This is a genomic window from Enterobacter sp. Ag1 (assembly GCA_000277545.1).
Taxonomy (GTDB): Bacteria; Pseudomonadota; Gammaproteobacteria; order Enterobacterales; family Enterobacteriaceae; genus Cedecea.
Genome location: AKXM01000040.1, coordinates 170,766 through 192,110, shown reverse-complemented (window position 1 = coordinate 192,110; position 21,345 = coordinate 170,766). Strand labels below are relative to the sequence as shown.

At 56.1% G+C, this 21,345-nt stretch carries 16 protein-coding genes; 8 read left to right on the top strand and 8 right to left on the bottom strand.

All coding sequences use genetic code 11. The annotated features are described in order from the left end of the window. Positions 1 to 53 precede the first annotated feature (53 nt). Entirely contained in the window at positions 54 to 2,690 is a 2,637-nt protein-coding gene (gene gyrA, locus A936_RS16705) for a DNA topoisomerase (ATP-hydrolyzing) subunit A (protein WP_008459847.1), read from the bottom strand. 160 nt (positions 2,691 to 2,850) lie between these two features. Here gyrA and ubiG point away from each other — a divergent pair, with 160 nt between their 5' ends. From ubiG to yfaE, 4 genes are all read left to right on the top strand, one after another. Continuing rightward, the gene (gene ubiG / locus A936_RS16700; protein ID WP_008459844.1) at positions 2,851 to 3,570 is read left to right on the top strand and encodes a bifunctional 2-polyprenyl-6-hydroxyphenol methylase/3-demethylubiquinol 3-O-methyltransferase UbiG; all 720 of its coding nucleotides are present in this window, start codon (positions 2,851 to 2,853) and stop codon (positions 3,568 to 3,570) included. A gap of 355 nt (positions 3,571 to 3,925) precedes the next feature. Then, positions 3,926 to 6,211 (top strand): class 1a ribonucleoside-diphosphate reductase subunit alpha, encoded by a 2,286-nt coding sequence (gene nrdA / locus A936_RS16695; RefSeq protein WP_008459842.1) that lies wholly within the window; start codon positions 3,926 to 3,928, stop codon positions 6,209 to 6,211. A gap of 55 nt (positions 6,212 to 6,266) precedes the next feature. Beyond that, positions 6,267 to 7,397 carry a class Ia ribonucleoside-diphosphate reductase subunit beta gene (gene nrdB / locus A936_RS16690; RefSeq protein WP_008459840.1) on the top strand — a complete coding sequence of 377 codons (1,131 nt, stop codon included), beginning with the start codon at positions 6,267 to 6,269 and terminating at the stop codon, positions 7,395 to 7,397. Positions 7,398 to 7,400: 3 nt separating this feature from the next. Beyond that, a complete protein-coding gene (yfaE, locus tag A936_RS16685) occupies positions 7,401 to 7,655 on the top strand; it encodes a class I ribonucleotide reductase maintenance protein YfaE (protein WP_008459838.1) in 255 nt (84 codons plus the stop codon). Between the two features lie 42 nt (positions 7,656 to 7,697). Here yfaE and glpQ read toward each other — a convergent pair whose 3' ends face one another. Together glpQ and glpT are read right to left on the bottom strand one after the other, a co-directional pair. Next, the gene (gene glpQ / locus A936_RS16680; RefSeq protein ID WP_008459837.1) at positions 7,698 to 8,762 is read right to left on the bottom strand and encodes a glycerophosphodiester phosphodiesterase; all 1,065 of its coding nucleotides are present in this window, start codon (positions 8,760 to 8,762) and stop codon (positions 7,698 to 7,700) included. A gap of 10 nt (positions 8,763 to 8,772) precedes the next feature. Next, on the bottom strand, positions 8,773 to 10,125 hold the full coding sequence (glpT, locus tag A936_RS16675; protein WP_008459836.1) for a glycerol-3-phosphate transporter: 1,353 nt from the start codon (positions 10,123 to 10,125) through the stop codon (positions 8,773 to 8,775). Between the two features lie 261 nt (positions 10,126 to 10,386). On the opposite strand from glpT, the gene glpA reads away from it, so the two are divergent. Genes glpA through glpC form a run of 3 tightly spaced genes read left to right on the top strand, consistent with a single transcriptional unit; the run spans position 10,387 to position 14,448 of the window. Beyond that, positions 10,387 to 11,997, top strand: coding sequence for an anaerobic glycerol-3-phosphate dehydrogenase subunit A (glpA, locus tag A936_RS16670; protein WP_008459832.1), 1,611 nt, complete (start codon positions 10,387 to 10,389; stop codon positions 11,995 to 11,997). After that, positions 11,994 to 13,259, top strand: a complete 1,266-nt coding sequence (glpB, locus tag A936_RS16665; RefSeq protein ID WP_008459829.1) for a glycerol-3-phosphate dehydrogenase subunit GlpB — start codon at positions 11,994 to 11,996, stop codon at positions 13,257 to 13,259. The genes glpA and glpB overlap by 4 nt, the downstream gene beginning before the upstream one ends. Then, positions 13,246 to 14,448: an anaerobic glycerol-3-phosphate dehydrogenase subunit GlpC gene (glpC, locus tag A936_RS16660; RefSeq protein WP_008459827.1), complete on the top strand. Its 1,203-nt coding sequence runs from the start codon at positions 13,246 to 13,248 to the stop codon at positions 14,446 to 14,448. The genes glpB and glpC overlap by 14 nt, the downstream gene beginning before the upstream one ends. Positions 14,449 to 14,451: 3 nt before the next feature. Here the strand turns inward: glpC and A936_RS16655 are convergent, their stop codons facing one another. Then, the gene (locus A936_RS16655; protein ID WP_008459825.1) at positions 14,452 to 15,648 is read right to left on the bottom strand and encodes a nicotinamide mononucleotide deamidase-related protein YfaY; all 1,197 of its coding nucleotides are present in this window, start codon (positions 15,646 to 15,648) and stop codon (positions 14,452 to 14,454) included. Positions 15,649 to 15,898: 250 nt separating this feature from the next. Beyond that, entirely contained in the window at positions 15,899 to 16,441 is a 543-nt protein-coding gene (locus A936_RS16650; RefSeq protein ID WP_008459823.1) for a YfaZ family outer membrane protein, read from the bottom strand. 260 nt (positions 16,442 to 16,701) lie between these two features. Here A936_RS16650 and katA point away from each other — a divergent pair, with 260 nt between their 5' ends. Continuing rightward, positions 16,702 to 18,150, top strand: a complete 1,449-nt coding sequence (katA, locus tag A936_RS16645) for a catalase KatA (RefSeq protein ID WP_008459821.1) — start codon at positions 16,702 to 16,704, stop codon at positions 18,148 to 18,150. Between the two features lie 13 nt (positions 18,151 to 18,163). Here the strand turns inward: katA and menE are convergent, their stop codons facing one another. From menE to menB, 3 genes are read right to left on the bottom strand one after another with little or no spacing between them, the layout of a single operon-like run. After that, positions 18,164 to 19,519 (bottom strand): o-succinylbenzoate--CoA ligase, encoded by a 1,356-nt coding sequence (gene menE / locus A936_RS16640; RefSeq protein ID WP_008459808.1) that lies wholly within the window; start codon positions 19,517 to 19,519, stop codon positions 18,164 to 18,166. Then, entirely contained in the window at positions 19,516 to 20,481 is a 966-nt protein-coding gene (gene menC, locus A936_RS16635; protein ID WP_008459807.1) for an o-succinylbenzoate synthase, read from the bottom strand. Before menC ends, menE begins: the two co-directional genes overlap by 4 nt. Then, positions 20,481 to 21,338 (bottom strand): 1,4-dihydroxy-2-naphthoyl-CoA synthase, encoded by an 858-nt coding sequence (gene menB / locus A936_RS16630; protein ID WP_008459804.1) that lies wholly within the window; start codon positions 21,336 to 21,338, stop codon positions 20,481 to 20,483. The genes menC and menB overlap by 1 nt, the downstream gene beginning before the upstream one ends. Positions 21,339 to 21,345: the final 7 nt, after the last annotated feature.

The window sequence follows — 21,345 nt, the reverse complement described above, 5'->3', positions numbered from 1 at the left end:
ACGGCAAACAAAAAGGGCCGCCAAAGCGACCCTTTATTTACGACTATTCTGGATTATTCGTCCGCTTCGTCGGCAACATCATCATCGGTATCCGCTTCAGGCGCGATATCATCGTCCCCTTCCGCCACGCTACCGTCGATGCTGTCCAGCTCTTCGTCATCCACAGGTTCGGCGACGCGCTGCAGGCCCACAACGCTTTCGTCTTCCGCAGTACGGATGAGAATAACGCCCTGGGTGTTACGCCCGACCACGCTGACTTCAGACACGCGGGTACGCACCAGCGTACCGGCATCGGTGATCATCATGATCTGGTCGGTATCCTCCACCTGCACCGCCCCAACGACGCTGCCGTTACGTTCGGTGACTTTGATAGAGATAACGCCCTGCGTTGCACGAGACTTGGTTGGATACTCGGCCGCAGCGGTGCGTTTACCGTAACCATTCTGGGTAACGGTCAGAATCGCGCCGTCACCGCGAGGAATGATCAGAGACACCACTTTGTCGTCACCGGCAAGCTTGATCCCGCGAACGCCCGTTGCGGTACGGCCCATGGTACGAACGGCGTCTTCTTTGAAGCGCACCACTTTACCTGCCGCCGAGAACAGCATGGCTTCGTCGCTACCGTTAGTTAAATCAACGCCAATCAGCTCGTCACCCTCGTTAAGGTTAACGGCGATGATGCCCGCTGAACGCGGACGGCTGAAGTCGGTCAGCGCAGTTTTCTTCACGGTACCGCTTGCGGTCGCCATGAACACGTTGATGCCTTCTGCGTACTCGCGCACCGGCAGAATCGCGGTAATACGCTCGTCCTGCTCAAGCGGCAGCAGGTTCACAATTGGACGGCCACGCGCGCCACGGCTCGCTTCCGGCAGCTGATAAACCTTCATCCAGTACAGGCGACCACGGCTGGAGAACAGCAGGATCGTGTCGTGGGTGTTGGCCACCAGCAGGCGGTCAATGAAGTCTTCTTCTTTAATACGGGCGGCCGACTTGCCTTTGCCACCGCGGCGCTGCGCTTCATAATCGGTCAGCGGCTGATACTTCACATAGCCCTGGTGAGACAGGGTGACCACCACATCTTCCTGGTTGATCAGATCTTCAATGTTGATATCTGCGGTGTTGGCGGTGATCTCGGTGCGACGGTTGTCGCCGAACTGATCGCGCATCGCTTCCAGCTCTTCGCGAATCACTTCCATCAGACGCTCTGCGCTGCCCAGGATGTGCAGTAATTCAGCGATCTGCTCCAGCAGTTCTTTATACTCGTCGAGCAGTTTTTCGTGCTCAAGGCCGGTCAGTTTCTGCAGACGCAGATCCAGAATCGCCTGAGCCTGCTGCTCGGTGAGGAAGTATTTACCGTCGCGGATGCCAAACTCTGGCTCCAGCCACTCAGGACGTGCGGCATCATCACCCGCACGCTCAAGCATTGCAGAAACGTTGCCCAGGTCCCAGGAACGGGCTACCAGGCTCGCTTTCGCTTCGGCAGCATTTGGCGAGTTACGGATAAGTTCAATGATCGGGTCGATATTCGCCAGGGCGATAGCCAACCCTTCAAGGATATGCGCGCGATCGCGGGCTTTGCGCAGTTCGAAGATGGTACGACGGGTCACCACTTCGCGGCGGTGGCGCACGAACGCAGACAGGATCTCTTTCAGGGTCATGATCTTCGGCTGACCATGGTGCAATGCCACCATGTTGATACCGAAGGAAACCTGCAGCTGAGTCTGGGAATACAGGTTATTGAGCACCACTTCGCCCACGGCGTCGCGTTTAATCTCAATAACAATACGCATACCGTCTTTATCAGACTCATCGCGCAGGGCGCTGATGCCTTCCACGCGTTTGTCTTTCACCAGCTCGGCGATTTTCTCGATCAGGCGAGCTTTGTTCACCTGATACGGAATTTCGTGAACGATAATGGTCTCGCGGCCGGTCTTCGCGTCCGCTTCTACTTCAGCACGGGCGCGAATATAAATTTTACCGCGGCCGGTGCGATACGCTTCTTCAATACCGCGGCGGCCGTTAATGATAGCGGCAGTCGGGAAATCCGGGCCTGGAATGTGTTCCATCAGCCCTTCAACGCTGATGTTCTCGTCTTCAATATAGGCGAGGCAGCCGTTGATCACTTCGGTAATGTTGTGCGGCGGAATGTTCGTCGCCATCCCGACTGCGATACCGGATGAACCGTTTACCAGCAGGTTAGGAATTTTGGTTGGCATGACGTCTGGAATTTTTTCGGTGCCGTCGTAGTTATCGACGAAATCAACCGTCTCTTTTTCCAGGTCTGCCATCAGCTCGTGGGCGATTTTCGACATACGGATTTCCGTATAACGCATCGCCGCGGCGGAGTCGCCGTCTACGGAACCGAAGTTACCCTGGCCGTCGACCAGCATGTAACGCAGGGAAAATGGCTGTGCCATACGGACGATGGTGTCATAAACCGCGGTATCACCATGAGGGTGATATTTACCGATAACGTCACCAACAACACGGGCGGATTTTTTGTATGCTTTGTTCCAGTCATTGCCCAATACGTTCATCGCGTAAAGCACGCGACGGTGTACCGGCTTAAGTCCATCGCGGACATCTGGCAGTGCGCGGCCGACAATAACCGACATCGCATAATCCAGATACGAGCTCTTTAGCTCTTCCTCAATGTTGACCGGCGTAATTTCTCTGGCAAGGTCGCTCATGTAACCGCTATCCCTCTACTGTTTTCCCGGATTCAAAGGTCGCAAATTATAACACATCCAGCCCTGTGTGGGGAAACCTCAACGCAATTGTCGGCGCTTTATTCACGCCGTTAGCCTGATATACTGCCAGCCTTAACATCTGCAAGGAGTCACCGCTGTAATGAATGCTGAAAACCAACCGGTTACGCAGAACGTCGACCACGAGGAAATCGCCAAATTTGAAGCTGTCGCTTCCCGCTGGTGGGATCTGGAAGGTGAATTTAAGCCGCTGCACCGCATCAACCCGCTGCGTTTGGGCTATATCAACCAGCGCGCCGGTGGGCTGTTCGGTAAAACCGTGCTCGACGTTGGCTGCGGCGGCGGTATTCTGGCGGAAAGCATGGCTCGTGAAGGTGCCAACGTCACCGGCCTGGATATGGGGTTTGAACCGCTGCAGGTGGCCCGCCTTCACGCACTGGAAAGCGGCGTTAAGGTGGACTATGTCCAGGAGACGGTCGAAGAACACGCGAGCAAACACGCCGGGCAGTACGACGTCGTAACCTGTATGGAAATGCTGGAGCACGTGCCTGACCCGCAATCGGTGGTTCACGCCTGCGCGCGTTTAGCCAAACCCGGCGGCCACGTCTTCTTCTCTACCATTAACCGCAACGGCAAAGCCTGGCTGATGGCCGTCGTCGGCGCTGAATATGTGATGCGCATGGTGCCGAAAGGCACGCACGATGTTAAAAAGTTTATCAAGCCCGCCGAACTCTTACGCTGGGTGGATGAAACCCCGCTGCGCGAGCGCCATATGACCGGATTACATTTCAACCCAATCACCAACGTATTCAAGCTGGGCCCAGGGGTAGATGTTAATTATATGCTGCATACTGAAGCATAAATCGGCATATCGTATAAGGATTGATTATCGATAATTGCGCCAGAACCGTTGCGCAATTATCGATGAAGTTTAAGAAATCAGCACCCGATCAAAATTTTCATTTTTTTTGCATCCCATTGACAATTCCCTCAAGCCTTATGTGACGTGGACTTACGAAAAAAGCGCTCCGCCGAACCTCATTTTATTGACGAAATCAATACTTGTACTGAACGGATTCCTTACTAGAATACTCACCATCTAGTGACCATTTTGTCACCCACCCCCTATATATAGTATTTATCCACAGAGTTAGTCACAGGCTGGCGGATGTGTATAAATCAGGGGAAAACTCATCTCACGGACAGGTAAAACTCACATGAATCAGAGTCTGCTGGTTACAAAACGCGATGGCAGCAAAGAGCGCATCAATCTGGATAAAATTCATCGGGTACTCGACTGGGCCGCTGAGGGTCTGAACAACGTCTCCGTTTCCCAGGTTGAACTGCGTTCCCATATCCAGTTTTACGACGGCATCAAGACCTCTGACATTCATGAAACCATCATCAAGGCCGCAGCTGACCTGATCTCCCGTGACGCACCGGATTATCAGTATCTCGCCGCTCGCCTGGCAATTTTCCACCTGCGTAAAAAAGCCTACGGTCAGTTTGAGCCGCCGAAGCTTTACGATCAGGTTGTGAAAATGGTTGAGATGGGTAAATACGATCGTCACCTGCTGGAAGACTACACGGAAGAAGAGTTCGAGCAGATGAACGATTTCATCGATCACTGGCGTGACATGAACTTCTCTTACGCGGCGGTGAAGCAGCTCGAAGGCAAATATCTCGTGCAGAACCGCGTTTCCGGTGAGATCTACGAAAGCGCGCAGTTCCTCTATATTCTGGTCGCCGCCTGCCTGTTCTCCGGCTACCCGCGTGAAACCCGCCTCAGCTACGTGAAACGTTTCTACGACGCGATTTCCACCTTCAAGATTTCCCTGCCTACGCCAATCATGTCTGGCGTGCGCACCCCGACCCGTCAGTTCAGCTCCTGCGTACTGATCGAGTGCGGCGACAGCCTGGATTCCATCAACGCTACCTCCAGTGCGATCGTGAAATACGTTTCCCAGCGCGCAGGTATCGGCATCAACGCCGGCCGCATTCGTGCGCTGGGCAGCCCGATTCGCGGCGGTGAAGCGTTCCACACCGGCTGTATCCCGTTCTATAAGCACTTCCAGACGGCAGTGAAGTCCTGCTCCCAGGGCGGCGTGCGCGGCGGGGCTGCAACGCTGTTCTACCCGATGTGGCATCTGGAAGTGGAAAGCCTGCTGGTGCTAAAAAACAACCGTGGCGTGGAAGGTAACCGCGTGCGCCACATGGACTACGGCGTACAGATCAACAAGCTGATGTATACCCGCCTGCTGAAGGGCGAAGAGATCACCCTGTTCAGCCCCTCTGACGTGCCGGGACTGTATGACGCTTTCTTCGCCGATCAGGACGAGTTTGAGCGCCTGTACACCAAATACGAGAAAGACGACAGCATCCGTAAACAGCGCGTGAAAGCGGTGGAACTGTTCTCCCTGATGATGCAGGAACGCGCCTCCACCGGCCGTATCTACATCCAGAACGTTGACCACTGCAACACCCACAGCCCGTTCGATCCGGCGATTGCCCCAGTGCGCCAGTCCAACCTGTGCCTGGAAATCGCCCTGCCGACCAAACCGCTGGACGACGTCAACGACGAAAACGGCGAAATCGCCCTGTGTACGCTGTCTGCGTTCAACCTTGGCGTGATTGAAAGCCTGGACGATCTGGAAGAGATGGCTGTGCTGGCTGTGCGCGCACTGGACGCTCTGCTCGACTACCAGGATTACCCAATTCTGGCGGCAAAACGCGGCGCAATGGGCCGTCGTACCCTGGGTATCGGCGTGATTAACTTTGCCTATTATCTGGCGAAGCACGGCGTGCGTTACTCCGACGGCAGCGCAAATAACCTGACGCACAAGACTTTCGAAGCCATTCAGTACTACCTGCTGAAAGCGTCAAACGAACTGGCGAAAGAGCAAGGTGCCTGCCCGTGGTTCAACGAAACCACCTACGCAAAAGGCATTCTGCCCATCGACACCTACAAGAAAGACCTGGATGCTATCAGCAACGAACCGCTGCATCTGGACTGGGAAGGTCTGCGTGAGTCCATCCAAACTCACGGCCTGCGCAACTCCACGCTTTCTGCCCTGATGCCGTCTGAGACCTCATCGCAGATCTCCAACGCCACCAACGGCATCGAGCCACCGCGCGGCCACATCAGCATTAAAGCGTCGAAAGACGGGATCCTGCGCCAGGTTGTGCCGGATTATGAAGCGCTGAAAAACAACTACGAGCTGCTGTGGGAAATGCCGAGCAACGATGGCTATCTGCAGCTGGTTGGCCTGATGCAGAAGTTTATCGACCAGTCGATCTCTGCCAACACCAACTATGACCCAACGCGCTTCCCGTCAGGCAAAGTGCCAATGCAGCAGCTGCTGAAGGATCTGCTCACCGCCTATAAATTCGGCGTGAAGACCCTGTACTATCAAAACACCCGTGACGGCGCGGAAGACACTCAGGATGACCTGGCGCCTTCCATCCAGGACGATGGCTGCGAAAGCGGCGCATGTAAGATTTAACGCTTAATCCCCTCTTACGAGGGGATTTTTCCGACGTATTACAGGATTTAACCTCATGGCTTACACTACTTTTTCACAGACGAAAAACGATCAGCTCGCCGAGCCTATGTTCTTTGGCCAGTCGGTTAACGTGGCGCGCTACGACCAGCAGAAATACGACATCTTCGAAAAGCTGATTGAAAAGCAGCTCTCCTTCTTCTGGCGCCCGGAAGAAGTGGACGTCTCCCGCGACCGCATCGACTTCCAGGCGCTGCCGGAGCATGAGAAACACATCTTCATCAGCAACCTGAAGTACCAGACGCTGCTGGACTCCATCCAGGGCCGCAGCCCGAACGTCGCGCTGTTGCCGCTGATCTCCATTCCAGAACTGGAAACGTGGGTTGAAACCTGGGCGTTTAGCGAGACCATTCACTCTCGTTCTTACACCCACATCATCCGCAACATCGTGAACGATCCGGCGATCGTCTTTGACGACATCGTCACCAACCAGGAAATCCTCAAGCGCGCCAAAGACATCTCTGGCTACTATGACGACCTGATTGAGATGACCAGCTACTGGCACCTGTTGGGCGAAGGCACACACAACGTGAACGGCAAAACCGTCACCGTGAACCTGCGTGCGCTGAAGCGTCAGTTGTACCTCTGCCTGATGAGCGTTAACGCCCTGGAAGCGATTCGCTTCTATGTGAGCTTTGCCTGTTCCTTCGCCTTCGCCGAGCGCGAGCTGATGGAAGGTAACGCCAAAATCATCAAGCTGATCGCCCGTGACGAAGCCCTGCACCTGACCGGCACCCAGCATATGCTGAACCTGATGCGCAGCGGTGAAGACGATCCGGAAATGGCGGAAATCGCCGTTGAATGCCGCCAGGAATGCTACGACCTGTTCGTGCTGGCCGCCCAGCAGGAAAAAGAGTGGGCAGACTACCTGTTCCGCGACGGCTCGATGATTGGCCTGAACAAAGACATCCTTTGCCAGTATGTGGAGTACATCACCAACATCCGCATGCAGGCCGTGGGCCTTGATCTGCCGTTCCAGACTCGCTCCAACCCGATTCCATGGATCAACGCATGGCTGGTGTCCGACAACGTCCAGGTTGCGCCGCAGGAAGTGGAAGTCAGCTCCTACCTGGTGGGCCAGATTGACTCGGAAGTCGATACCGACGATCTGAGCAACTTCCAGCTGTAAACAATGGGCCGCATTACGCTCAGCATTACCGGCGCGCAGTTGATGAGCGAAGAAGAACACCCTTCGCTACTGGCGGCGCTGGAGTCACACAAAGTCTGCGTAGAGTATCAGTGCCGGGAAGGCTATTGCGGTTCATGCCGCACTAAGCTGCTGGCGGGGGAAGTTCAGTGGCTGACCGAGCCGCTGGCGTTTATCCAGCCCGGTGAAATTCTTCCCTGCTGCTGCAAAGCACGGGGAGATATCGAACTCGAGATGTAGTGATGTAAAAAAGGCCGCAAATGCGGCCTTTTTCATTAGCGATTACGGCTTATTAAGAAACCGTACGGCTTTGTCCGGGAAGTCGGTAAACAGCCCATCTACGCCCGCCTGGTTATACAGCACGTCGTACAGCTGATTCACATCGCTCACGTAGTCCGGCAACGCGTCCGCCCTCACCGTATAAGGATGCACGGTCAATTTGCTGGCGTGTGCTTCGGTCACCATGTCGGTGAGCTTCACGTTCCCTTTGGTTGACGCCTTCTCCACCAGCATATGGTAGTCCGGGCCAATGCCGTCAGCATACTGGGCAATTTGCTTCATCGCGCCAGGCTTAAACATCCAGTCGTAACTGTAGTTCACCCACTTGCCGTCCGGCTGTTTTTCCTGAGTCTCATTCCAGTCGGTATAGGCGATAAGCTGCACCAGGTTAAGGTTCATGCCCATCTTCGGCTCAAGCTCGTTTTTAATGCGCTTCAGCTCGGCGGCGTCAAAGCACTGAAGATAGACCTTATCCTGCTTGCCGGTGTAGCCGTACTGCTTCAGTACCTCAAGGGTTTTTGCCGCGATATCTTTGCCTTCCTGATGGTGGAACCACGGCGCTTTTATCTCAGGATAGATACCGATGTTTTTCCCGGTGGAATGGTTCAGCCCCTGAACAAACTCGATCTCTTCTTCAAAGGTGTGCACCCGGAAGTCGGACTTGCCCATCGGGAAACGCCCCGGATAAGTTTGCACCTGCTTGCCGTTAACGATATCGAAGCCCTCGGTGAACTTCAGGGACTTGATTTCCGCCAGCGTAAAGTCGATGGCGTAGTAGCGCCCGTCTTTGCGCGCCCGATCCGGGAAACGCTTCGCGACGTCGGTCACCCTGTCCAGATAGTGGTCATGCAGCACCACCAGCCTGTCGTCTTTGGTCATCACCAGGTCTTGCTCAAGGTAATCCGCGCCCTGGGCATAGGCCATCGCTTTTGCCGGTAACGTATGCTCAGGCAGATAGCCGCTGGCGCCCCGGTGGGCAATCACGATTTTGTCCGTGGTCTGGGCGAAGACGCTGCTGGTCGCCACCAGCACCACGCCCGCCAGTAAAGATTTTGCCATCAGTTTCATGGTGCTCTCCTTAGCCGTTTTTCAGCATTTTTTCATCGTGGTGTTTGCGCTCGCCAATCATCACCACAATCAGCAACAGCACGGCCAAAATACTGCCGCCAATCATCACGATAAAGCCGCCGTCCCAGCCGAAGAAGTCCACGGTGTAGCCGACAATCGCGCTGGCCGCGACCGAGCCGCCCAGGTAACCAAACAGGCCGGTAAAGCCCGCTGCCGTCCCTGCCGCTTTCTTAGGTGCAAGCTCAAGCGCATGCAGGCCAATCAGCATTACCGGGCCGTAAATCAGGAAGCCGATAACAATCATACAGGCCATATCCACGCCCGGATTACCCGGCGGGTTGAGCCAGTAAACCACGGTGGCAATCGTCACCAGCACCATGAAGAACACGCCTGTCGCGCCGCGGTTACCTTTAAACACCTTGTCCGACATCCAGCCGCACAGCAGCGTGCCCGGAATACCCGCGTATTCATAAAGGAAGTAGGCCCACGAGGATTTATCCAGCGCGAAGTGTTTTACTTCTTTCAGGTAAGTTGGCGACCAGTCCAGGATGCCGTAACGCAGCAAATAGACAAACACGTTGGCAATGGCGATGTACCACAGCAGACGGTTCGGGAAGACGTACTTCATGAAGATCTGCTTAGCCGTCAGCTCTTCTTCCGCTTTCTCGCTGTAATCGTCCGGGTAGTCGTTTTTGTACTCTTCAACCGGCGGCAGGCCGCAGGATTGAGGCGTGTCGCGCATCAAACCGAAGGCAATGATTGCCACAATAATGGCGGCGAAAGCGGGCATATACAGCGCCGCATGCCAGTCGTTAAACCACGCCATCCCCAGCAGGAACAGCAGCGGAGGAATACCGCCGCCAACGTTATGGGCGCAGTTCCACACGGAAACAATGCCTCCACGCTCCTTCTGCGACCACCAGTGTACCATAGTGCGTCCGCACGGCGGCCATCCCATGCCCTGGAACCAACCGCAGGCGAACAGCAGCACAAACATAATCGCGATGCTGGACGTTGCCCACGGTACAAAGCCCATAAACAGCATCACGGCGGCGGCAAGAATCAGTCCTGCAGGTAGAAATACGCGCGGATTCGAGCGGTCAGAGACCGAGCCCATGATGAATTTCGAAAATCCGTAAGCGATCGAAATCCCGGAAAGTGCAAAACCGAGATCGCCTCGGGAGAAGCCCTGCTCCACCAGATACGGCATCGCGAGGGTAAAGTTTTTCCTCACCAGATAGTAAGCGGCATAACCAAAAAAGATACCCATGAAGATTTGCCAGCGCAGTCGGCGATAGGTCGGGTCTATCTGCTCCTTTGGCAAACGCGCCTGGTGCGCGGCAGGTCTAAAGATACTAAGCATACGAGCCTCCGTGGCCTGGATTTGCGGCGGGAGCAAACGGCTCCTGCCAAATGTTCTTTTGCGAGCGCATGGTAGTGATCTGGGCGCGTATTTACTGTGAAACATCGCACACAATGTTACATTTTTATTACAAAAAGGCGAAATGGTGCATATTCCCATTAATAATTTTCGTTTATTGCTCGAATTTGCTCGCAATCAAACATTCCACACTTTCTTTGTGGCTGAATAACGGTAATTAAAAAGAGGATAAAGGAGCGCCATGTGAGCAGAGAAACGGACGTGATAATCATCGGCGGAGGAGCGACCGGCGCCGGGATTGCGCGAGACTGTGCCCGCCGTGGGCTGAAAGTCCTGCTGCTTGAGCGTCACGACATCGCAACGGGTGCCACCGGCCGCAATCACGGCCTGCTTCACAGCGGCTCACGCTATGCGGTCACCGACGGGGAATCCGCCAAAGAGTGCATCGAAGAAAACCGCATTCTGCGGCGTATTGCCCGCCACTGTATCGAGCCCACGGATGGCCTGTTTATCACCCTGCCGGAAGATGATCTGGCGTTTCAAAGCGGGTTTATCGCCGCCTGCCACCGGGCCGGTATTCCCGCAGAAGCGTTGGATCCCCGAGAGGCATTGCGGCTGGAGCCGTCAGCCAACCCTTCGCTTCTCGGCGCGGTTCGTGTCCCGGATGGCACGGTCGATCCATTCCGCCTCACCGCCGCTAACATGCTTGATGCCAAAGAACACGGCGCAGAAGTGCTGACGGGCTGCGAGATCGTCGGGCTGATTCGTGAAGGCTCACGCGTTTGCGGCGTGCGCGTATTCAACCACCTTACCCGACAGGCAGGCGAGTTCCGGGCGCCAATGGTCGTGAATGCGGCAGGCATCTGGGGGCAACGCATCGCGGAATACGCCGATCTAAGCGTAAAAATGTTCCCGGCCAAAGGGGCGTTACTGATCCTCGGGCACCGCATCAACAACATGGTCATCAACCGCTGCCGTAAACCGGCAGACGCCGATATTCTGGTCCCCGGCGATACAATTTCGCTTATTGGCACCACCTCCACGCATATCGACTACGACCAAATCGACAACATGTGCGTCACACCGGATGAAGTGGACACGCTGATTCGTGAAGGGGAAAAGCTGGCTCCGGCGCTTGGCCGAACCCGTATTCTTCGGGCCTACGCTGGCGTCAGGCCTCTGGTTGCCAGCGACAACGATCCCACCGGGCGCAGCGTCAGCCGTGGAATTGTGCTGCTGGACCACGGGAAACGCGACGGCATGGACGGCTTCATCACCATTACCGGCGGCAAACTGATGACCTATCGTCTGATGGCGGAGTGGGCAACGGACCTGGTTTGCGAGCGTTTAGGGAATACCACGCCCTGCTCCACCGCCTCGGCGTCGCTGCCGGGCTCCGAACATACGGCAGAACAAACGCTGGGGAAAGTTATCTCCTTGCCACCGACAATTCGCGGTTCCGCCGTCTGGCGGCACGGCGACCGCGCCACGCGGCTGCTTAATAACAGCCGACTCAGCAACAGCCTGGTGTGCGAATGCGAAGCCGTCACCACCGGCGAAGTACGCTATGCCATTGATGCCCTCGGCGTAAAAAACCTGGGAGATTTGCGCCGCAGAACGCGCGTGGGCATGGGCACCTGCCAGGGCGAGCTGTGCGCCTGCCGGGCGGCCGGTCTCCTGCAACGCTTCCAGCTCACTACGCCTGCCCAATCGCTGGATCAACTCTCTCACTTCCTCAACGAACGCTGGAAGGGCGTTCGCCCTGTCGCCTGGGGAAATGCACTGAGAGAAAGCGAATTTACCGCCTGGATTTATCAGGGACTATGCGGTCTGGACAACGGAGAACAGGGATGAAATTTGACACGATTATCATCGGCAGCGGCCTGGCCGGGCTGACAGCCGGCATAAAGCTGGCGGAAAGCGGCCAGCGCTGCGCCATCGTCAGCCGCGGGCAAAGCGCGCTGCACTTCTCTTCTGGTTCGCTGGATTTGCTTTCAACGTTACCGGACGGCACGCCCGTTCACCAGCCAGAGACGGTGCTGGAAAACCTGGCGGAGCAAGCGCCTCAGCATCCTTACAGCCTGATGGGCAAAGAGCGGGTGCTGGCGCTCGCTGCAGAGAGTGAGCAACTGCTGGCCAGGGCTGGCATTCCGCTGGTGGGTCATCATGGCCAAAATCACCTCAGAATCACGCCGCTGGGCAAGCAAAGAGCCAGCTGGCTCAGCCCGCCGGAAGTGCCGCAGGCGCCGTTGCCCTGGCAAAAAGTGACGGTAATTAACATTGCTGGCTTCCTGGATTTTCAGGCAGAGCTGGTGGCGGGTTCACTGTCTGCCATCGGCTGTAACGCGCACGTCGCCGAGCTCACCCTGCCCGTACTGGATGTCTTACGTAACAACCCAAGCGAGTTTCGCGCCGTGAACATCGCCCGGGTGCTGGATCTGCCGGAAAATCTTCCGGCGCTGGTGGATGAACTCAGGCTGCTGCTGGGCAGCGGCGAGGCTATGATTCTGCCCGCTTGCCTGAACCTGGAAGCACGAACGGTAGCCGCCGTTGAGCAAGCCCTCGGCGTGCCGGTAAAACTCCTGCCAACGCTGCCGCCTTCGGTGCTTGGGATGAGGCTACACAATGCGCTCCGCCGCCGTTTTCAGACCCTGGGCGGGCTTATTATGCCCGGAGATACCGTAACCGGCGCTCAGCTTGAACAAGGGCGTATCAATGCCCTGTTCACCAAAAATCATCGTGAAGTGCCGCTGCGGACCCGGCATGTCATCCTGGCCAGCGGCAGCTTTTTCAGCGGCGGGCTGGAGGCTACCCGGCAACATGTCATCGAGCCCATCTTCGGGCTGGACGTGAACATCGAGGCCGAGCGAGCCGCCTGGAGCAAAACAGATTTCTTTACGCCGCAGCCCTGGCTGCAATTTGGGCTAACCGTGAATAACCACTTCCAGCCGTTCCATCACGGGGAATACACCAAAAATCTCTACGCTATTGGCTCGGTGCTGGGGGGTTTTGATCCTATTCATCAGGGATGCGGAGCCGGCGTATCGATGCTCACGGCGCTCTGTGTGGCCAATCAAATCCTTGTTGCCGCGGAGGCTTGCCATGAACCTGCTTGATGAAACCAGCTTTGAAAGCTGTATTAAATGCACGGTCTGCACCACGGCTTGCCCGGTAAGCCGCGTTCGCCCGGAATATCCGGGGCCAAAACAGGCCGGGCCCGACGGAGAAAGGTTGCGCCTGAAAGATCCCTCCCTGTACGACGACGCGCTGAAGTACTGCACCAACTGCAAGCGCTGCGAAGTCTCCTGCCCGTCCGAAGTCAACATTGGCGATATCATCCAGCGGGCGCGGGCCAGATATGGCGAACATAAACCTTCGCTGCGCGATGCTGTTCTCAGTCATACTGATTTACTCGGTACGCTCTCCACGCCTTTTGCCCCGCTGATCAACGCCGCGACCGGTTTGAAGCCCGTACGCAAGCTGCTGGATAAAACCCTCAAAATTGATTCCCACCGCGAGTTGCCCAAATATTCCTTCGGCACATTTCGCCAGTGGTATCGGCGCCAGGCCGCGCACCAGGCCAGCTTCCCGCAGCAGGTTGCTTTCTTCCACGGCTGCTTCGTGAACTACAACCATCCGCAGCTCGGCAAAGACATGGTCAAAGTGCTTAACGCGATGGGCATCGGCGTCCAGCTGTTGCAAAGAGAAAAATGCTGCGGCGTGCCGCTTATTGCCAACGGCTTTATCGAAAAGGCAAAGAAACAGGCAAGGATAAACGCCAGCTCGCTGGAAGAGGCCGTCATACAGCGCGGGCTGCCGGTCATTGCGACCTCGTCAACCTGTACCTTCACGCTGCGCGATGAATATCCGCATATTCTTGGTATCGACACGGCCCCGGTTCGCGAGCAGATTGAACTCGCCACGCGTTATATCTGGAAACTGCTGGAAGAGGATGGCAGAACGCTACCGTTAAAAAACACGCCGCTGCGTATCGCCTATCATACGCCTTGCCATATGGAGAAAATGGGCTGGACGCTCTATTCCATTGAGCTGCTGCGCCGCATTCCCGGCGTGGAACTGGTGATGCTGGACTCCCAATGCTGCGGCATTGCCGGGACCTATGGGTTTAAAAAGGAAAATTACCCGACTTCCCAGCAAATTGGCGCCCCGCTGTTCCAGCAAATAGAAGAGAGTGGCGTAGACCTGGTGGTGACGGACTGCGAAACCTGTAAATGGCAGATAGAAATGTCGACCAGCAAACGCTGCGAGCACCCGATCACGCTACTTGCCCGGGCGCTCGCCTGAAGGTTAGAGGCTGACTGACTCTACGACCTTAATCCAGCCGTGTTCGCTTTCCAGCGGCTGGCCGTTGAACCAGCGGCGCAGCACGTTCAGCGCCATCATGGCGCAAACTTCCTGGCGTATTGCCAGCGCGTGGCGGCTGGTGCCAAACTTCACGCCCAGGCCAAAAGTGCCGTCTGGCGTGGAGAGCGCAAAATTTATCTGCTGATCTTCTTCGCCAGAAATCACCAGGGCCAGATCGCTCTGTTGATTCAGGCGCCATTCTGCGCTGGATGCTAATGCCTCAGCCAATGTTTCAGGTGCCTGCGGTAAAACCCGGCTCGCCCGGAGCACGGCCTGCGCCCGGTTTAACTGCAGCGTCAGCAGGCCTCCGGTGAACTGTTCGCTCACGGCCAGAGTCAGGGAGCGTTCGCCCAGGCGGCGCGCTATTTGTGCTGGAAGCCCTTCGGTGCCCTCAAAAATCAGACTCTCACCTGCCACGCGGCGGACTTCCGGCCAGACGGCCTCCATCGCTTCACGCTGGCCGGCCGGGCCGGTAAGTTTAAGCTCAATAATCGGCATCGATGAGCGATAGCCCATCACCACGCCCTTCGGCAGCACCAGCGGCTCAAGCGATTGCGCCAGCTCGCTCTCTGAGCGTCCAAAAGTCGTTAAACGCAGGCATATCGGCGGTTCAGGGAGGGTAAAACGTTCACGCAGCCGGGGCATGATTTGTTTGTCCACCATAGCCTTAAACTCTGACGGTACGCCGGGAGTGAAAAACATCAGGCAGCGGTTTAAGGTCAATGCAAAGCCGCAGGCGGTGCCGACGGGATTGTCGATCATTTCACTGTTAGCCGGGATTAGCGCCTGCTTGCGGTTACTCGGCGCCATCACTCGCCCGCGCTCGGCAAAAAACTGCTCCATATAGGTTAACCATTCCGCGTGCTCGACCAGCTCAACGCCCGCCGCCGTCGCCGCCGCCAGCGCGCTTAAATCATCGCTGGTTGGTCCCAGGCCGCCGTTAACAATCAGCACATCCGCTTCGTGGCTGCGCTCTTTCAGCACGGCAACCAGGTCAGGCAGACTGTCGCCGACCGTATTGCGGCGCGACATGGGTAAACCCTGATGAAAGAAATAGTCGGCAAGCCAGGCCGCATTGGTATCGGTAATTTGCCCGTACAGCACTTCGTCGCCGGTGGACAGCATTTCTACTTTTAACATCTTTTACTCCGCAGCAGGGGAACGCCCCACTATAGCGCAGGCACCAAAGAACGGCAGACATAAAAAACGCGGCTAAAAGCCGCGCTTAGACTACTGACCAACCTCTGGGCATAGAAAAAAGGCCAAAGGATTCGTCAAAAAACGGAAAATCAATTCATTGATTTTCGGCTGATAACCGCAAAGAGGGAAAAACCACGCTTTTTTCCTCTTTGTCTGCAACATTAACGCGGCTAAAAGCCGCGTTAATGGATTAGAAGCTGGCGCTCACGCCCACATACGGACCGTCGGCCACGGTGTCGGTACGATCGCCGTCTTTGCCGCCAAGGCTAATATAGCGGTAACCCACTTGCGCTGAAAACGGACGCATAAAGTTCCAGCTTGCACCGGCGCTGGCCTCTTTGTAGTCCTTCACGCTGCTGGATAGAGAGTCCGGGGAATAGTAGTAATCGCCAAAAATGGCAATGTCAGAAGTGATTGGCCATCTCAAACCGCCACCCGCCGCAAGCGCATAACCTTCTTTGCGATCTTTTGCGTGCAGGTAAACGCCACGACCGCCTACGGTTGCCATCATCGGCCCCAGAGGAATATTAAAACCGAGGCCAAGGCCTACGGTATCACCGTTGTCGTCGTTATGCGCATAGTTACCGGTTACCGCGATGCCGCTACTTTCGGTGCCAAAACCCACGCCGAGGTTAGTGTATTCTTTGCCGACTTCAGCACTCACGCCAATTGCGCTGGCACCTGCGGAAACCAGCAGCAAACCCGCGCCGCCGGCTAAAAGTAATTTATTCATTCCTTGGTTCCTGAAAAAGAAAAAGGGCTGCCCTTAAAAATGCCATTGGATGGCGTGGCGCATTATCTTATTAACACGCTAGAAAATGCCAATATTTCCTTGATTGTAAGAAAATGAAAAGACGCCTTTTTGTGTGACAAGATCAATGCAGCCGGGTAGCGCGAAATGACACATTGAGCAGGTGAATAATAAACACAGTAAAAAAGTGGATTTAAATAAACGCTTTTTTACTGTGAAACCTGGCTCCCAAGGAGGCATTAATGAGCAAGAAAGGATTAACAACCGGCGCAGGCGCTCCCGTTGTAAACAACAACAATGTTGCTACCGCAGGCCCGCGAGGCCCGATGCTACTTCAGGACGTCTGGTTCCTTGAAAAACTCGCCCACTTTGACCGCGAAGTAATCCCTGAGCGCCGCATGCACGCTAAAGGCTCCGGCGCGTTTGGTCATTTCACCGTGACGCATGACATCACCCGCTACACCCGGGCAAAATTATTCTCAGAAGTCGGCAAAAAAACTGAGCTGTTCCTGCGCTTTTCCACCGTGGCCGGTGAGCGCGGCGCGGCGGATGCCGAACGAGATATTCGCGGCTTTTCCATGAAATTCTATACCGAGGAGGGCAACTGGGACCTGGTCGGCAACAACACGCCGGTGTTCTATCTCCGTGACCCGCTGAAATTCCCCGACCTGAACCACGTCGTCAAACGCGATCCACGCACCAACCTGCGTAACCCTACGTATAAATGGGATTTCTTCTCGCACCTGCCGGAAGCCCTTCATCAGTTGACCATTGATTTCAGCGACCGTGGCTTACCGCGCTCTTATCGTCACATTCACGGTTTTGGCAGCCATACCTTCAGCTTTATCAATAGCGACAATCAGCGTTTCTGGGTGAAGTTCCATCTCAAATCCCAGCAGGGTATTGAGAACCTGATGGATGATGAAGCCAGCCGTCTGATCGCAGAGGACCGCGAAAGCTCCCAGCGCGATCTGTACGAATCCATTGAGGCTGGTGATTTCCCTCGCTGGACGTTGTTCGTGCAAATTATGCCGGAAGCCGAAGCGTCACAAACGCCGTACAACCCGTTTGATCTGACCAAAGTCTGGCCACACGGCGACTATCCACTGATAGAAGTGGGCGTGCTGGAACTGAATCGCAACCCGGAAAACTACTTCTCTGACGTTGAACAGGTGGCGATGTCCCCGGCCAACGTCGTACCGGGCATTGGTTTCTCACCCGATCGCATGTTGCAGGGTCGCCTGTTCTCCTACGGTGACGCACATCGCTACCGCCTGGGCGTGAACCATCATCAAATTCCGGTGAACGCGCCAAAATGCCCGTTCCACAACTACCACCGTGACGGAGCCATGCGGGTGGACGGCAACAGCGGCAATGGCGCAACCTACGAGCCAAACAGCTTTAACGTTTTCCAGGAACAGCCAGATTTCAGCGAGCCGCCGTTGAGCCTGGAAGGCGCAGCCGACCACTGGAACCATCGCGAAGATAGCGACTACTTCAGCCAGCCGCGCGCGCTGTATAACCTGCTGAGCGATGAAGAGCATCAGCGTATGTTTGTACGCATTGCGGGTGAGATGAAAGACGTCCCGGAAAGCATTCAGAACCGTCAGATTTGCCTGTTCAGCCAGGTACATCCTGAATACGGTGCCGGGGTAGCGAATGCACTTCAGGCACTGAAGAACAATAAGTAATACCTTGCAGGGGTTATGCCCCTGCAGCCCACTCTTTCAGCCTGCGGCGGGAGATTTTAATCCCGCCCTGTTTTAACTCCTGCGGCAGCGCCAGCCAGCGCACAGGCCTCTGAAAACGTGGCAGTTTTCCGTCAAGCCAGGCGGCAATGTCGTTAAACTCACATCCGGAACTAATCTCAACCACGGCAACGGGCCGCTGGCCAAATTCAACGTCGTCCACCGGCACCACAAACACTTGCTGAACCGCTGGATGCGCGGCAATTACCCGCTCAACCTCTTCCGGCTGGATGCCCTCCCCGCCGCTGAAAAACTGGTAATCAAGACGCCCGACAATCGTCAGGCGGCCCGAATGCAAAACGCCCCTATCGCGGGTAGCAAACCAGCCCTGTTCATTCACCAGAGGAATAAGTTGCCCGTCCCGCCAGTAGCCGCTGGCCAGGCTATTCGCCTGTATCCACACTTCTTCATCGACGATTTTTACCTTCCGGCCTGGCAATGGAGCCCCCACATCTGGCTGACCATCGGCGCGTTTGGCGCAAACCGTAGAGGCCAGCTCGGTGAGCCCATAACCACACCAGCAACGCACCCCACGCGCCTCCGCCTGCTGCGTCAGTTCAACGGGGATGGCTGCCCCGCCAAGGAGCACTTCACGCAACGCCAGAGGTTCCTGTTTTTCCAGCAGCCGCCAAAGCTGTGTGGGCACTAAGGAAGCGTGGGTACAGCCATGCAACGCCTCGTTTATCGATTGCGCGCTTGATATCGCCAACTGGCCGCCGGCATACAGCCAGCGCCAGAGGATCCCCTGCCCGGAAACGTGAAACAGCGGTAAAGATAAAAGCCAGCTATCGTCGGGGCCGTAATGCATCATCGCCAGGACACCCGCTGCGCTGGCAAGGTGGGCCGAGAATGTATGCACCGCTGCTTTGGGTAACCCGGTTGAACCAGAAGTCAGCGTCATGGAAGCCAGACGCATCGGCTGCCAGCTTTCGTGCCAGGCAAGTGCACTAGTCAGCGATAATGGAACCACATCCGGCAGAGGTTCGCTGTCGGTCAAAGTTAACCCGTAGCTCAGCGTCATCGACGGTAAAAGCTGCGCCAGCAAACTATCAGGCAACTGAGGATTTAACGGCAGAATGCGCGCCCCACACTGCCATAACGCCAGCCAGGCAAGCAGCGTTTGCGGGCCATTTTTCGCTTTAAGCGCAACGCCATCGCCTTCTTTTACTCCTTGCTGGCGAAAACCTCCCGCCAGCGTATCCACGCGCTGGCACAGCGTTTGCCAGGTTAATAGTTCATCGTCGAGACGGAGCGCAACACTTGTGCTCCTGGCATCGGCCCAGTGACGCCACGGCCAGTCGGGAAAGATCATCGAATACGCTCGAGTCCGTCCACGGTAACACACGGCAGAGGGCTGCCGGGCCAGCTGCGCTCAAGCTGAGACTGCATCAGGGATAAAGTATCCAGCCCAGGCAGGGTTCCCGGCGTGAGCCAGGCGGCGATGCGGGCCAGTTGAGTCAAACCGAGGCTGGACTCAATGGAGGAACTGATCACCGCTTTCAGCCCCAGACAATGTGCCGCCGCAACCTGCTCACGCACTTTGTTCAGGCTACCGGTAAGCATCGGTTTAATCACCACTGCTGAAACGCCCGGCTCAGCGCTGAAAGTAAAATCAGCCTCCCGCAGGCTTTCGTCCCAGGCAATTGCAATTCCCGTATCCCGGCTGAACTCTCGGGACTGCTCGCGGGTTTTGCACGGCTCTTCAATAAAATCGATGCGCGAGCGATGATCCGGGTTGACGTATTTAGCGAACTGCTGCGCTTTGAGCGGGGTCCAGCTGCGGTTAGCATCCAGACGCAGACGAAGTTCAGGCACGGCTTCAAGCAATAAATTAACCACCATGCCATCGCGAACGGCCTCGTACAGCCCCACTTTCACCTTCGCGATTTTTTCGCCCGACCTTTCTGCCAGTGCCAGGATCAGCTCGTCGGGGTCGCCGGTGCACAGCGGGGCGGCGCGGTAGTCAGCGGCCTGTGGCAGCGTACCTTCTGCCTCAGCCAGCGCACAACTCAAGCCAAAAGCGACCGACGGCAACTCGGGTAACGGAGTCGATTCATCTGTCAGCCATTGTTCAAGCCAGCGGTCGACCTGCGCCTGAGCCTCCGCGAGTGTTTCCTGGCTAAATCCCGGCAGAGGGGAAATTTCGCCCCATCCGCTGCGTTCGCCCACTGTCAGGCGCACCAGAAGCCCATCTCTAAATTTGAGACGCTGGTCGCGAAGCACTACGCCAGCCTCCATCGGGATTTGAAAGCGCCACAGCGCCGCGCTGCGCATCACGGATTCCGTTTAAATTTGCTGAAGTCCGGCTGACGCTTCTGGTTAAACGCGTTGCGCCCTTCCTGGCCTTCTTCGGTCATGTAGAACAGCATCGTGGCGTTCCCGGCCAGTTCTTGCAGCCCCGCCTGACCGTCGCAGTCAGCATTCAGCGCCGCTTTCAGGCAACGCAGCGCCATCGGACTGTTCTGCAGCATTTCACGGCACCAGCGAACCGTCTCTTTTTCCAGATCGGCAATCGGTACAACGGTATTCACCAGGCCCATATCCAGCGCTTCTTTCGCATCGTACTGGCGGCACAGGAACCAAATTTCGCGAGCTTTTTTCTGGCCGACAATACGCGCCATGTAGGAAGCGCCCCAGCCGCCGTCGAAAGAACCAACTTTCGGGCCAGTCTGGCCAAACACGGCGTTTTCCGCCGCGATAGTCAGGTCGCACATCATGTGCAGCACATGGCCGCCGCCGATGGAGAAACCCGCCACCATCGCCACAACTGGCTTAGGGCAGGTGCGAATTTGGCGCTGGAAGTCGAGCACGTTCAGGTGATGTACGCCGCTTGCGTCCTGGTAGCCGCCGTAGTCACCACGCACTTTTTGGTCACCGCCCGCACAGAAGGCTTTTTCTCCTTCGCCGGTCAGAATAATGGTGCCAATGTTGTCGTCATAGCGCGCATCGGCCAGGGCATTGATCATCTCTTTGACGGTCAGCGGACGAAACGCATTACGCACTTCCGGGCGGTTGATGGTGATTTTGGCGATACCGTCGCTGGATTTGTGGTAGCGAATATCGGTGTAACCTTCGGAGCAATCCAGCCATTCAATCGGGGCATAAAGCATTTGTTCATCAGGATAAATCATGAAAGAT

Bases quoted from the DNA above. Each gene is read 5' to 3' on its own strand.
- gyrA (WP_008459847.1), bottom strand. From the start codon at position 2,690: ATGAGCGACCTTGCCAGAGAAATTACGCCGGTCAACATTGAGGAAGAG.
- ubiG (WP_008459844.1), top strand. From the start codon at position 2,851: ATGAATGCTGAAAACCAACCGGTTACGCAGAACGTCGACCACGAGGAA.
- nrdA (WP_008459842.1), top strand. From the start codon at position 3,926: ATGAATCAGAGTCTGCTGGTTACAAAACGCGATGGCAGCAAAGAGCGC.
- nrdB (WP_008459840.1), top strand. From the start codon at position 6,267: ATGGCTTACACTACTTTTTCACAGACGAAAAACGATCAGCTCGCCGAG.
- yfaE (WP_008459838.1), top strand. From the start codon at position 7,401: ATGGGCCGCATTACGCTCAGCATTACCGGCGCGCAGTTGATGAGCGAA.
- glpQ (WP_008459837.1), bottom strand. From the start codon at position 8,762: ATGAAACTGATGGCAAAATCTTTACTGGCGGGCGTGGTGCTGGTGGCG.
- glpT (WP_008459836.1), bottom strand. From the start codon at position 10,125: ATGCTTAGTATCTTTAGACCTGCCGCGCACCAGGCGCGTTTGCCAAAG.
- glpB (WP_008459829.1), top strand. From the start codon at position 11,994: ATGAAATTTGACACGATTATCATCGGCAGCGGCCTGGCCGGGCTGACA.
- glpC (WP_008459827.1), top strand. From the start codon at position 13,246: ATGAACCTGCTTGATGAAACCAGCTTTGAAAGCTGTATTAAATGCACG.
- A936_RS16655 (WP_008459825.1), bottom strand. From the start codon at position 15,648: ATGTTAAAAGTAGAAATGCTGTCCACCGGCGACGAAGTGCTGTACGGG.
- A936_RS16650 (WP_008459823.1), bottom strand. From the start codon at position 16,441: ATGAATAAATTACTTTTAGCCGGCGGCGCGGGTTTGCTGCTGGTTTCC.
- katA (WP_008459821.1), top strand. From the start codon at position 16,702: ATGAGCAAGAAAGGATTAACAACCGGCGCAGGCGCTCCCGTTGTAAAC.
- menE (WP_008459808.1), bottom strand. From the start codon at position 19,519: ATGATCTTTCCCGACTGGCCGTGGCGTCACTGGGCCGATGCCAGGAGC.
- menC (WP_008459807.1), bottom strand. From the start codon at position 20,481: ATGCGCAGCGCGGCGCTGTGGCGCTTTCAAATCCCGATGGAGGCTGGC.
- menB (WP_008459804.1), bottom strand. From the start codon at position 21,338: ATGATTTATCCTGATGAACAAATGCTTTATGCCCCGATTGAATGGCTG.